This window comes from Stenotrophobium rhamnosiphilum, from assembly GCF_003052265.1.
GTDB lineage: Bacteria > Pseudomonadota > Gammaproteobacteria > Nevskiales > Nevskiaceae > Stenotrophobium > Stenotrophobium rhamnosiphilum.
This window is the reverse complement of record NZ_QANS01000001.1, coordinates 613,866-625,975: the sequence shown is the minus strand read 5'-3', so window position 1 is coordinate 625,975 and position 12,110 is coordinate 613,866. Positions and strand designations below refer to the sequence as shown.

Below are 12,110 nucleotides of genomic sequence, written 5' to 3'. Positions count from 1 at the left end.
GATCCACAACTCTGCAGCTTACGGCTAGAGCCTGCAACACATATATTCCTAAATACTTTTAGCTCACTCGATCATTTGCGGTGTTGGCGCAACGCTCACCTGCGCACTCAGGCTCTGCGCCAAACCGACCAAGCGCACGAATTCACCAACAGAGTTGCTGTTATCAACGGCCTGCGCGCCTTTGGCCAAGGTCGCAATTTCGTTATAGCCGTAGTTGCCGGTGTACGTGCCGCCTTTGAGCTTTTGGCCAAAGGCTGCAACCGCAGCACCAAGGCGCAGTGACTCACTTGCCGCTGCGATACTGTTGCGCGCTTGTTCGCGACGCACCGGCTCTTCGATCAAACGGCTGGTCGATTCATTCGGGCGCTTGTAACGCAGGCGCACAAATGCGACTTCACCAGACTGACCAACACCCGGCGCTGCAAAGCTGGACTTCTTGCTATAGCGCAGAGGATCAACGCTGTCGCCGCCTTCGCCGCTCAACAAGATTTCGTAAAGCGCTGTCACTGCATGGCCTGCGCCAATTTCACCAGCATCGACCTTGTCGTTGTTGAAGTCTTCACGCTTCAGCGCGCGGTTTTCGTAGCCAATCAAACGATATTCAGAAACCTGCGCAGGATTGAACTCGACTTGAATCTTCACGTCCTTGGCAATCGTCAACAGCGTTGCAGCGCTCTGCGCCACTAACACTTTCTGCGCTTCTTGCAGACTGTCGATATAGCTGTAGTTGCCATCACCTGCATCCGCCACCTGCTCCATCAACTGATCGTTGTAGTTGCCTGTGCCAAAGCCCAGCGTCGTGAGCGCAACACCAGTCTTCCGTTTTTCTTTGACCATGTCGATCAACGATTCAAAGCGCGTAACACCGACATTAAAGTCGCCGTCGGTCGCCAGCAGAATGCGGTTGTTACCATTTTTGATAAATGCTTTTTCAGCCTGCTGGTAAGCCAGCTGAATGCCGCCAGCACCATTGGTAGAACCACCGGCATCGAGACGATCAATTGCTTGCTCGATGGTGGATTTCTGATCGCCAGAGGTTGGCTCCAGCACCACAGCGGTATTGCCCGCGTAGGTCACAAGGCTGATGCGGTCATTTGCTTTGAGCTGACGCGTCAGCAACTTCAGCGCGGATTTCACCAGCGGAAGTTTGTTGCTGTCTTGCATCGAGCCAGAAACATCGACCAGGAACACCAAGTTAGATGGGGGCAACGGGCCCTGCGGCAGATACCCTTTGATACCAACGCGCAGCAGTTTGGTTTTGGTATTCCATGGTGTTGGAGCCAATTCGGTCTGCACTGAGAACGGTGTTTCGCGGTTGTTCGGCGCTGCGCCTGCCAGATCGAAGTAATTGATCAACTCTTCAACACGCACGGCATCCGTTGGCGGCAAACGACCTTCATTCAAGAAGCGGCGAACATTCGCGTAGCTGCCCGTATCCACATCAATGCTAAACGTCGACACCGGTTGCTCGGCTGCGCGATGGATGGGGTTATCGCTCAAATGCGCATAAGCCTCGCGATCCTGCGGCTGAGGCATCGGCATCACATAGGCCTCACGCGTCATCATGCCCATCGCCATCGATGGCGCAGCGGCCTTGGCTGCATAGTCGCGACGCTCTCGCTGCATCACCGCGTCTTGTGCGCCAGCCAACAGTGATGGCGCAAACTGCGGTTCATTCTTGATTTCGCTTTCCACGACCACATTGGTCACTGGCGGCGGCGCAGGTTTAGGCACAACAGTCGCCGAATCTTCCTTGGAAGTCGGCGCGGTGGTGCCACAGGCGGCAGCAAAAACAATGGCAGCGGCCATTAAGGTCAGGCGGAAACGAGGCAGGTTTTGAGGGTTCTTCATGGATAGCTCCGGGGTTGGTCTATCCATAAACGGCGCTCGCGGCCGAATGGGGTTAAGTTGTTGGAAATATATTTTGGCGGCGGCTTTGGCGCCTGAACCGACTTGAAATTCTGGCCACCAGCCGCACTTTATAAGCATCAAGATTGACGGATTGGATGACTTTTATGCGTATGGACAAACTCACGAGTCGTTTTCAGCAAGCGCTGTCAGAAGCGCAGAGCCTCGCCGTGGGCCGCGATAATCCAGCGATTGAGCCGGTGCATTTGATGCAGGCACTGCTGGATCAGGGCGATGGCTCCACCCTGCCCTTGCTACAGAATGCGGGCGTTAAAGTGGACTTGCTGCGCAGCAAGCTAACGCAGGTGCTTGAGCGCCAACCCCGCTTGGGCGACAACAACGGTCAGATCAATGTCGGCGGCGATTTAGGTCGCTTGCTCAATCTGGCTGAAAAAGCTGCACAACAGCGAGGCGATCAGTTCACGACGACTGAGTTGTTCGTGCTAGCCGCACTCGACGACAAAACCGGCGTGGGCGAAGCGCTGAAAGCCGCTGGCGCACGCAAGCCAATGCTGGAAGAAGCTATCAATCAAGTCCGCGGCGGTCAGAAAGCGGACTCTGCTGGCGCAGAAGATCAGCGTCAGTCACTCGACAAATACACCATCGATCTCACAGCACGTGCTGCTTCGGGCAAGCTCGATCCCGTGATTGGTCGCGACGAAGAAATCCGCCGCGTCATTCAAGTGCTGAGTCGCCGCACCAAGAACAATCCGGTGTTGATCGGCGAACCGGGCGTGGGTAAAACCGCCATCGTCGAAGGCCTTGCACAGCGCATCATTAATAGCGAAGTGCCCGAGTCGCTGAAGAACAAACGCGTACTCACGCTTGATCTGGGTAGCCTCATCGCAGGCGCCAAATTCCGTGGCGAGTTTGAAGAGCGCTTGAAAGCCGTGCTCAGCGACCTGGCCAAGCAGGAAGGCAAGGTCATTCTGTTCATTGACGAAATCCACACGCTGGTCGGCGCAGGCAAAGCCGAAGGCGCAATGGATGCGGGCAATATGCTCAAGCCCGCGCTCGCACGCGGTGAACTGCATTGCGTGGGCGCGACGACGCTGGACGAATACCGAAAATACATCGAGAAAGATGCTGCGCTGGAACGTCGCTTCCAGAAAGTGCTCGTGGGCGAACCAAGCGTGGAAGACACCATCGCGATTTTGCGTGGCCTCAAGGAACGTTACGAAGTTCATCACAAGGTCGACATAACCGACGGCGCCTTGATCGCTGCTGCAAAGCTGTCGCATCGCTACATCACCGATCGCAATCTGCCGGACAAGGCTATCGACTTGATAGATGAAGCCGCATCACGCATTCGCATTGAGATCGACTCCAAGCCGGAAGTGCTGGATCGTCTCGACCGTCGCCTGATTCAGCTCAAGATCGAGCGCGAAGCGCTGAAGAAAGAAGATGACGACGGCGCCAAGCGTTCACTCGCTGCGCTTGAAGAAGACATCAAGAAACTTGAACGCGAAGCCTCCGATCTCGAAGAAAAATGGAAAGCCGAGAAAGCGTCTGTTGCTGGCAACGCAGGCGCCAAAGAAGAACTTGAGCGCGCACGCATGGACATGGACACCGCACGTCGTGCTGGTGATCTGCAGCGCGCGGCTGAATTGCAGTACGGAAAAATTCCAGAGCTGGAAAAGCGCTTAGCTGCGGCCAGTGCTACCGGCAGCGCGCCGAAGAAATTCGAGTTGCTGCGCACCAGCGTGGGCGACGAAGAAATTGCCGACGTTGTTGCACGCTGGACCGGCATCCCCGTCAGCAAACTCCTCGAAGGCGAACGCGATAAATTGCTGCGCATGGAAGATGCGCTGCATACGCGCGTCATCGGTCAAGACGAAGCCGTTATTGCGGTGTCAAATGCCATCCGTCGCTCGCGCGCAGGCTTGAGCGATCCCAATCGCCCGATTGGTTCCTTTATGTTCCTCGGCCCTACCGGCGTTGGTAAAACCGAGTTGTGCAAAGCCTTGGCGAACTTCATGTTCGATACCGAGGACGCGATGGTGCGCATCGACATGAGCGAGTTCATGGAGCGCCACAGCGTTGCGCGCTTGATCGGCGCGCCGCCGGGCTATGTCGGTTATGAAGAAGGCGGCATGCTCACTGAAGCTGTGCGTCGTCGCCCCTACTCCGTGATCCTGCTAGATGAAGTCGAGAAGGCGCATCACGATGTCTTCAACGTACTGCTTCAAGTGCTGGACGATGGTCGTCTCACCGACGGCCAAGGCCGCACTGTCGACTTCCGTAACACCGTTGTGGTGATGACCTCCAATCTCGGCTCGCAAGTCATTCAAGAAATGATGAGCAACCAAACCACGCGCGGCGATTATGCGGCGATCAAAGAAGCGGTGATGGGCATTGTCGGCAGTCACTTCCGCCCCGAGTTCATCAATCGCATCGACGAAGCCGTGGTGTTCCATCCACTCGGCAGCGCGCAGATTCGCAGCATCGCCGCGATTCAAGTGCAGCGTGTGGTCAAACGTTTGGCCGAGCGCGGCATTGGTATCGAGTTCAGCGAAGCGGCATTGGATCTGCTTGCGGAAGCGGGCTTTGATCCGGTCTACGGGGCGCGCCCACTCAAGCGCTCGGTGCAGACCTTGGTCGAGAACCCACTCGCCCGCAGCGTGCTCGATGGCCAGTTCGCCAATGGCGATCACGTGCTGGTTGAAGCTGTGGATGGGCTGTTGCAATTTAAGCGTAAAAACTAAGCCTTAATCCCCTCCCACAAACGGTGGGAGGGGGTAAAAGTGCCCCTAAAGCCCCAGCCCGGGCGCAGTCCTTTAGAATGCGCGGCATTCTTTCGAACCGCCCGCCCATGAGCTCGCACACAGCCGCCATTGTCACCCGCGTCCTCACCGCCTGGACGCTCGCTGTTCAGCGCAACGCGGGGGCCGTCGTCATCGCTTTCGCAGTGCTGACTGGTGGGGCCGGTTGGTATGCGGCAACGCATCTGCAAGTTGATGCGGATCCTTCATCCCTGCTCTCACCCGATCTGCCTTGGCGCAAAGCCGAAGCGGCCTATAGCAAGGCATTTCCTGATTCCGATAAGACAATCGTTGCCGTTATTGAGGCAGCGCCAGAACAAGCCGACGACGCGCTACAACGCCTTAGTGCCACGCTCGCCGCACAGCCTGAGTTCGCAAAAGTTTTCTCACTTGGCAGCGGTGAGTTTTTCGAGCGCAACGCGCTGCTGTACCTCGACGCTGAACAACTTGATGGTCTAAGCACTGCGCTCGAAACCGCACAGCCCTTCTTGGGTCGCCTCACTGCAGACCCAAGTCTCGCTGGCTTGTTTGGCTTGCTGCAGCAAGCGATGACGCAGCCGGGCGCATCGCTACCATTTGAACTATCAACAATCACCGATCCGATCTCTAAAACCGTCAACGCTGCAGACGCAGGCCAAAACCTGCCCCTGTCCTGGCAATCCTTGGTGATGCCAGTGGACCTGTCTGGCGGCAAACGCTTCTTGATGATCAAGCCGAGCGACAAAATCGAAGATCGCGCAGCCGTACTCAAAGTTCGCAGCACGATTGCCAGCCTGCAACTCGACGCCGCACACGGTGTGCGCGTACGCCTCACCGGCTCAATTCCGATGTGGTTGGATGAAATGGATGCAGCCTTCGATGGCGCAATCCTGTCCGGCCTCGCCTCGCTCATTCTCGTCGCCGGTTTTCTCTACGCCGGTTTGCGCTCGCTCAATCTGGTGTTGTCTTGCCTTGTCGCATTGATCAGCGGCCTGATACTCACCGCAGGTTTTGCAGTGATTGGTGTTGGCCGCCTCAATCTCATCTCGATTGCATTCGCCACGCTCTACATCGGCATCGCCATCGACTACGGCGTGCAATTCGGTATGCGTTATCGCGAGTTGGTTGCGGGTGGTCTCTCCAGTCACAACGCGCTGACAGAAACAGGCGGCAAGTTTGGTGAAGCCCTCGTGCTGTGCGCACTAGCAACACTCGTCGGTTTCTACGCCTTTATTCCAACCAGCTATCGCGGTGTTGCCGAACTCGGCGTGATTGCAGGCACCGGCATTTTGATTGGCTTGTTCACCAGCCTCACGCTACTGCCCGCACTCATTGAGAAGTGGCCACCAAAAGCAGATAGCACCAAGCCAACACCTTTGCCGCAGGCGCTGACTTGGCTCGGCAATCTGCCAATTCGCCATCCGCGTGGCACACGTCGCACGGCATTGGTCTTGGCGCTCATCGGTCTCGCTACGCTGCCTTGGGTCAGGTTCGACTACAACCCAATGCACTTGAAGCCGCCGCATACCGAATCGCTGGAGGTTTTCGAAGATCTCGCCAAAGGTCCTGAATCGCCGCTCAGTGCATCGCTGCTTGCGCCATCCGCTGAGCAAGCTGCGCAGCTCAGCAAGAAACTTAACGCATTGCCTGAAGTCGGTCGCGTGCTGAGTCTCGAAAGTTTTGTTCCTGCACAGCAGGACGATAAATTGATGACGCTGGATTCGCTGAACCTTTCACTTGGCGTAAGTGTTCCTGAAAATCTTGAACTCAAGCCGGTTGATCCGGTACGCGATATCGCCGCTATTACTGCGCTGCGCGATGCAGCACGCGGTTATGGTGGAGATGCTTCTACTAAAGCTGCGGCCACACATCTCGCTGACACGCTAGATACATGGCTAAAGAAAACTGCCGCGGCACCTATAGTTGAGCAAACAACACGTCTGAGTCTGCTCAGCGATGCTCTGCTCGGTGCAATGCCAAAGTTGATGCGTCGCCTGCATAACTCGCTTTCTGCAACGCCCGTGACACTAGCTGATCTGCCTGCCGATCTTCGCCGTCAGTGGGTCTCCGCCGACGGCCAATATCGTCTCGATATTTCACCTAAAGAAAATGTTAACGAAGATGAAGCACTGATTCGTTTTGCCGATGCGGTGCAGACCGTCGCACCACAATCCACTGGCGCACCTGTCGCCTACGTTGCTGGCGCGCGCACGGTGATGGGCGCATTCGCACAAGCCTTCACTGGCGCATTCATCCTGATTACGATTCTGCTGCTGGTATTGCTGCGGAGCTTTAAAGACACCATCCGCACGCTGGTGCCTTTGGTTCTTGGTTCGCTGTTACTGGCTGCGGTATCGGTCGTGATTAATCTGCAGCTCAATTTCGCCAACGTCATTGCCCTGCCTTTGCTGCTCGGCATCGGCGTCGATATCGGCATCGTGATTCTGTGGCGCGCGCGCAATGCCACAGCGGATGAAAGCAACCCTGTAATGACCAGCACTGGCGCTGCCGTTGCGATCTCGGCACTCACCACTTTGACCAGCTTTGCCTCGTTGATGCTGTCGGTCCACCGCGGCATGTTTAGCATGGGTTTGCTACTCACTGTAGGCCTGCTGCTCTACTTGGCCTGCACCTTCCTTGTGCTACCCTCGCTGCTCGTGAAAACGCCCCATAAAAGCGTTCCCGAAAAGCAGAACTAATAGATCAAGAGTCCAGAAATGCTGAGATTTTTTGCACTGTTTTTATTTGTCATCGGCATGCCGACGGCCTATGCCGCATTGTCGCCTGCTGACACCGTCACCACCTTCCATGCGGTGCTGCTCGACAACATGAAACATGGCGCGTCCTACAGCTGCAAGGATCGCGGGCAACGCCTAAATCCGGCCGTCGATAACACCTTTGATATGCCGTTTCTGGCGCAGCACGTATTGCGCCGCCAATGGCGCACGCTGAGCACTGCACAACAAAACGAATTCACCGCGACCCTGCGAGACATGGTGATCAGCACCTACGCCGCTCAGTTCACCAAATTCAACGGCGAAAAGTTCACCACACTGGACACGCAAGATAACGGCAAAATGCGCGCCGTCCGCGCTGCGTTGAATCTGCCGTCTGATGATTCAGTTCATTTTGAATACATCCTTCGCGAGACGCCGGCTGGCTGGCGTACGATCAATGTGATTGCTGAAGGTGTGAGCGATCTGGCGCTGCGCTCGGCACAGTACGACAAGATTTTCAAAGATCAGGGTTTTGATGGCCTGATCAAACAAATTAAAGAACAAACGGCCAAGCTTAAAGCCAGCTGCTAGTTGTGCGCTCTGACTGCAAGGACGCGAATTCGCAATGAGGAAAATAATGAATTATCGATTGGCGGCACCGTTGCCGCGTTTAGCTTTTGCGTGTGCCCTAGCTGCTGCCGCTCTCACTGAAGCGCATGCCGCAGATCCTGAGCAGCGTGTGCTGCCAACGGTGATTGTCACCGGCCAAAAAATGGCGCAGACGCTGGAGCAAGTTCCTGCTTCGGTCACCAGCATCGACGGCGATTTCATGCGTGAAATCGGCGTGATGGATGTCGACACGATGCAGAACTACGCTGCCAACGTCACCATCCTGATGACGTCATCCGCTGCACAGGTCAGCGTGCGTGGACTCGGCACGCCCAACTCCAATCAAGCATCCGATCCTTCCGTCGGCACCGTGATTGATGGTGTGTTCTATGGCCGCTCCAGTTTCGCTACGGCATTCGTGAGTGATGTTGATCGCTTTGAAGTTCTGCGTGGCCCGCAGGGCACGCTGTTCGGCAAGAACAGCACTGCGGGTCTGCTCAACATCGTGACGCGCGCACCAGAAGAAGATGGCGTCAATGCGCGCATGGAAGTGCTCACCGCAGGTTACGGCGCACGCACCTACCGTCCAATGTTGAATCTGCCTTTGATGGAAGGCGTTGCTGTTCGCTTTTCGGGTAACTACTCGATGAGCGATGGCGTGCTTTACAACACCTTCTTAAAGCGCGACGAACGCAACCCACGCCAATACACCTCGCGCCTGCGCATCAGCGTTGAACCTGCAGAGGGTTGGAGAGGCGACATTGAAGGCTTTACCTCGAATCAGTTCGAGAACTTCAATATCTTCAAGATCATTTCTGCGTCAGAAGCGATGACACAACTGATTAAGGATCGTGATCCCGACTTCGACAGCAATCCACGCAGCAATCGCAACTCATCCAATGTTCCGTCGAAAGAAGCCAGCATCATCAGCGGTGCCAATTTCACGCTGACGCACGATATGGGCGGCACGCTCGACATCAAGAATCTTGAATTCACTTCAATCAGTGCTTACGGCGAACAGTTCACCAAGGCACGTGATCTCGACGCGGATTTCACACCTGTCGTATTCATCCGCGACTCACTGATTCAACCCAGCCCTTATCGACAGTTCAGCCAGGAACTGCGCTTTAGCGGCAACAACCCTACGCTCTTAGGCTGGGGCCACGGCTTCTCATTTGTCACCGGGCTTTACTACTTCGATTCGAATTTCAAAACGTCCGACAAATTTGAGATTGAGAGACTTTCCGAAGCGCTAGCCTATGAGGGAGCAGCGAACGGCGACGATATACCTCAACCTATTCGTGGCGCGATTTATCAAGCTTCACCCCTTCTAGAGACAGTACTTTCAGCTCTTACTTCCGCGGGGATCGATACCGCCCAAGCTGCCAGAGTTAACCTCACTCAGCACGACAAGGCGTACGCCATCTTCGGTCAGTTTGAACATATGTTTTTGCCTGAATGGGCGCTGATTGGTGGAGCACGTTTCGGCTACGAGAAAAAAGATGGCGTCGCCAGCAGCGAATCCAATGGGCTGCCAGTCATCAGCCTGCTGCCACAGCAGTTGCAGGATGAGCTAACGCAAAACGCGGTCGTTTCACCGATCATCTCGCAACTCACGGGCCAGCCCGCGAAATGCGGCATCTCGATTATTTCTCTGATCGCACATCAGTGTAATCACGTCTCACCGGTGTCAATCGAAGAAAGAGATTTCTCGCCGAAACTTGGCGTGAAGTGGACACCGAGTAGAAACACGAGCGCCTATGCGACGTTCTCGCGCGGCTTCAAGAGCGGTGGCTTCAACGCACTGCCACTGGCTCCGGATAATCTTGAGTTCAAGGCAGAGCGTGCGACCAGTTATGAAGTCGGCGGCAAGACGCGTTTGATGGGCGGCTCAATGAATATTTCGGCGTCGGTATTTTCCACCGACTTCGACAATCTTCAGATCTCATCTTTCCAAGACAACAGCTTTGTCATTCTCAACGCAGCAGCTGCACGCTCACGCGGCTTTGAAGTGGATAGCCGCTGGTTACTGCCAATCCGTGGCCTCTCGCTGAGCAGCTCTCTGGGTTTCGCAGATGCACGTTACAAGAGCTATCACGAGGCACCTGCCATTGCAGGTTCCGGAAAATCCACGCAAGACCTCACCGGCAAGCCGCTGGCATTTGCTCCACGCTGGACTGGAAGCCTGATTCCATCCTACTCACAGAACGTAGACCCACTGGGCTTGGTCGCAACCTTTGCTGCAGACATTCTGTATCGCAGCAGCCGTTATCTCGACGTTGATGACGACGAGCGCAAACTGCAGCCCTCCACCACCATCCTCAATGCACGCGCAATCATTGCGCGCCCTGACGATAGCTGGGTGATCAGCGTTGCGGCTCAGAACATCACCAATCAGTTGATCTACGATCAAATCGTCGGCCAACCATTGGCGCCGGGCAACTTAGCTGGCGTGCGTACGGATCGCGGTCGCTTCTACACGGCCAACCTGACGATGAATTTTCAGTAAGGGTTCTGCTAAATAAAAAAGCCGGCGCAAGCCGGCTTTTTTATTGGGCCTACGCAGCCAGCAGCGCGTAGCTTTCTTGTAGCTCATCGTGAATATCGCCACCCTCAAGAACGTCGACTTCCGGACTGATATCAAGCTTCTGAAACGCAGGCACGCGTGTGCGATCAATGTCGGCCAGCGCGGTATTCTGTCCAACATGACTCTGTAAGTTGGCGACCGTAACGACATCGGCGTAATCCGCTGGGCCATCGTGGCGACGCGAAAAATCCAAGTGCAGCATCGGCACGTCAACAATCTCTGGCGGAAAATTCCACACGCGCAACACGAGGCAACCAGTGCGTGGATGCAGTTGCTGTAGCACTCGCTCCAACGCCGCCGGATCTTCGTTGATCTCAGGAAAGTCATCGGCGAGCCGCAAAATCGGCAACACGCCAATCTCATGCGTTAGACCCGCCAACATGGCCAGTTCAGGTTTGAGCACGGTGAAATGCGCGGCCATCACATGCGACATCGCCGCAATTTCCTGACTGCGCACCCAACTCGCTTTCAAGAAACGGCCAACAAGCTCGGAGCGCGCACGAAACAGTTGCGACATCGTCAAGGTGGTGACGATGCTATTGGTTAGATCGATACCGAGTCGCGCAACCGCCATCTGCAAATTGTCGATTTTGCGTATTGAGCGTTGCGCGGAGCTATTCGCGATTCTGAGCAGACGCGCTGCGGTTGCAGGATCGCGAGAAATCTCGGCAGCCATGCGACTGGCGGTGACGTTCTTGTCACGCGCCAACTCCTGAATACGCAATGCCACTTCGGGCAACGTGGGCAATGGCAGACGATCTTTTGCAATGCCTTCACGCACTGCATTCATCAAACGCTCTTCGATTTTCGACATACGTTCCCCCGGTATCTTTGTTAACCAAGAGTGACGCAGATCAGATCACCGCAGCGGCGCGGTCGTCGCGCCAATGCTGTCGTCCGTCGGCCATGCGCCGGACGACAGCACAGTCAAAGAATTTCAGCGCCTAAAAATCTTGCCCAACACATCATCAGCAATACTGCTGACATTGTATTTTTCGAGCAGTGTGGTCACCGCAGCAAGCGGGTTGTTGCCGCCTTCGGCCTGAGCGCCACCGCCGAGAAAACCACCGACCATCTTGCCCAGTGGGCTATTCAAAGCGGTGTTCACCAGATCACCAACTGGCGACTCCTGAACTTTAGCCAGCGCACCCATCACCAGATTGGTCATGGCCGGCAATACTTGGGTGATCTTGTCCGCGGCGACGCCGGTCTTGTCGGCCAGGTGGGTCACGATCAGGTTTACGGCTTCGTTGCTGCCGAGCAGCTGTTCGATGGTCTTCTGGCCCTTGGCGATGCCGTCGGCACTGAAAGCCTGCGATAGGTTTTGCAGATATTCCTGATGGCCGCCGTTTTTGAGGATGTCCTGCAGCTTTTGCACGCCGCCGGGCTGGGCAACGGCGCTTTTGGCGGCGTTGATCAGGGTCGGCACAAGGTTTTGTACGGTTTCGCGGGCCTGTTCGGTGTTGAGACCGAACTGGCTGGCCAGCTTTTCGACGGTCTGGCCGCCCTGAGAATTGAGGATGGTGTCGACGATATTCATGTCTCTCT

At 55.7% G+C, this 12,110-nt stretch carries 7 protein-coding genes; 4 read left to right on the top strand and 3 right to left on the bottom strand.

Annotated features, from left to right (window positions below; translation table 11 throughout):
- Nucleotides 1–63: 63 nt before the first annotated feature.
- Nucleotides 64–1,851, bottom strand: a complete 1,788-nt coding sequence (locus tag CJD38_RS02845; protein ID WP_240783507.1) for a vWA domain-containing protein — start codon at nucleotides 1,849–1,851, stop codon at nucleotides 64–66.
- A 164-nt stretch (nucleotides 1,852–2,015) separates the two neighbouring features.
- On the opposite strand from CJD38_RS02845, the gene clpB reads away from it, so the two are divergent.
- The 4 genes from clpB to CJD38_RS02825 all read left to right on the top strand — a co-directional run bounded on the left by clpB (nucleotide 2,016) and on the right by CJD38_RS02825 (nucleotide 10,484).
- The gene (gene clpB, locus CJD38_RS02840; protein ID WP_107939013.1) at nucleotides 2,016–4,613 is read left to right on the top strand and encodes an ATP-dependent chaperone ClpB; all 2,598 of its coding nucleotides are present in this window, start codon (nucleotides 2,016–2,018) and stop codon (nucleotides 4,611–4,613) included.
- Between the two features lie 107 nt (nucleotides 4,614–4,720).
- Entirely contained in the window at nucleotides 4,721–7,348 is a 2,628-nt protein-coding gene (locus CJD38_RS02835; RefSeq protein WP_161554140.1) for an MMPL family transporter, read from the top strand.
- 18 nt (nucleotides 7,349–7,366) lie between these two features.
- Nucleotides 7,367–7,957: an ABC transporter substrate-binding protein gene (locus CJD38_RS02830; protein WP_107938763.1), complete on the top strand. Its 591-nt coding sequence runs from the start codon at nucleotides 7,367–7,369 to the stop codon at nucleotides 7,955–7,957.
- Nucleotides 7,958–8,003: 46 nt separating this feature from the next.
- Nucleotides 8,004–10,484, top strand: coding sequence for a TonB-dependent receptor (locus tag CJD38_RS02825; RefSeq protein ID WP_161554139.1), 2,481 nt, complete (start codon nucleotides 8,004–8,006; stop codon nucleotides 10,482–10,484).
- A gap of 49 nt (nucleotides 10,485–10,533) precedes the next feature.
- On the opposite strand, the gene CJD38_RS02820 is transcribed toward CJD38_RS02825, so the two are convergent.
- Both CJD38_RS02820 and CJD38_RS02815 read right to left on the bottom strand, forming a co-directional pair.
- The gene (locus CJD38_RS02820; RefSeq protein ID WP_107938761.1) at nucleotides 10,534–11,376 is read right to left on the bottom strand and encodes an HDOD domain-containing protein; all 843 of its coding nucleotides are present in this window, start codon (nucleotides 11,374–11,376) and stop codon (nucleotides 10,534–10,536) included.
- Nucleotides 11,377–11,499: 123 nt separating this feature from the next.
- Nucleotides 11,500–12,102, bottom strand: a complete 603-nt coding sequence (locus CJD38_RS02815) for a DUF937 domain-containing protein (protein ID WP_107938760.1) — start codon at nucleotides 12,100–12,102, stop codon at nucleotides 11,500–11,502.
- Nucleotides 12,103–12,110: the final 8 nt, after the last annotated feature.

Bases quoted from the DNA above. Each gene is read 5' to 3' on its own strand.
- CJD38_RS02845 (WP_240783507.1), bottom strand. From the start codon at position 1,851: ATGAAGAACCCTCAAAACCTGCCTCGTTTCCGCCTGACCTTAATGGCC.
- clpB (WP_107939013.1), top strand. From the start codon at position 2,016: ATGCGTATGGACAAACTCACGAGTCGTTTTCAGCAAGCGCTGTCAGAA.
- CJD38_RS02835 (WP_161554140.1), top strand. From the start codon at position 4,721: ATGAGCTCGCACACAGCCGCCATTGTCACCCGCGTCCTCACCGCCTGG.
- CJD38_RS02830 (WP_107938763.1), top strand. From the start codon at position 7,367: ATGCTGAGATTTTTTGCACTGTTTTTATTTGTCATCGGCATGCCGACG.
- CJD38_RS02825 (WP_161554139.1), top strand. From the start codon at position 8,004: ATGAATTATCGATTGGCGGCACCGTTGCCGCGTTTAGCTTTTGCGTGT.
- CJD38_RS02820 (WP_107938761.1), bottom strand. From the start codon at position 11,376: ATGTCGAAAATCGAAGAGCGTTTGATGAATGCAGTGCGTGAAGGCATT.
- CJD38_RS02815 (WP_107938760.1), bottom strand. From the start codon at position 12,102: ATGAATATCGTCGACACCATCCTCAATTCTCAGGGCGGCCAGACCGTC.